Origin of the sequence: Mesorhizobium sp. M1328, assembly GCF_040318075.1 — a bacterium.
Taxonomy (GTDB): domain Bacteria; phylum Pseudomonadota; class Alphaproteobacteria; order Rhizobiales; family Rhizobiaceae; genus Mesorhizobium.
In genome coordinates, this window is the sequence record NZ_JAMYLO010000085.1 from 1 (window position 1) to 666 (window position 666).

Sequence of the window (666 nt, forward strand, 5' to 3'; positions counted from 1 at the left end):
GCAAACACCCCCAGGGAATTCCGGAGTGCCTTTGACCAAAGCATTCGATATGGCGGCGCCCACGTCGCATTCGCGCGCGCCAGGAGCGATCTCGAGCCGGCCCACCTGCATGGCCCTATCTACGATCTTTCCGGCCTGCTCCATATAGGCGAGCTCAGCTGTTGACTTGACCGTCTTCAGTTTACCGATCATTCCATCGGCATCGATGGCCTTCGATAAGTCCAAGCTGTTGCCGAGGGCGGCATGATCCTTCACTCCAAACGTCTTGGCCGTCAGTTCGACCCCGATGCGGCTCGACTTAGTGCGCTCGCGGATCAGATCGCCAATCGGCTGCCATGCCGTCCGCTGGCTCGACCCAATGTATTTCTCGGGATAACTGAGGATGCGCGATTGCGGCAGGTATGAGGTGGGCGTTGCACACAAAGTATCGATCTCGCGCAAGATCAGCCACGGATCTTCCTCGTCTTGACACACGAGAGCGAGCTGCGGAACATAATCCGAGTATCCGTCATAGCCGGTGAGATAGTTCATATTTGACTCGTTCATGACAAGCAGCGCGTCCATACCGTGCGCCGCCATTTGCTGGCGCAGTCGACGCGTGCGTTCGCGGTATTCCTGTTGACTAAATGCGGGCACGCGTTCCTGTTGACTAGATGTGGGCATGAG

Annotated in this window: 1 protein-coding gene; it reads right to left on the minus strand. The window is 57.4% G+C overall.

Features of this window, described 5'->3' with window-relative positions:
* Positions 1–636 (minus strand): M24 family metallopeptidase (locus NKH23_RS34480; RefSeq protein WP_353036813.1); only part of this gene is annotated, 636 nt, incomplete at its 3' end.
* Positions 637–666: the final 30 nt, after the last annotated feature.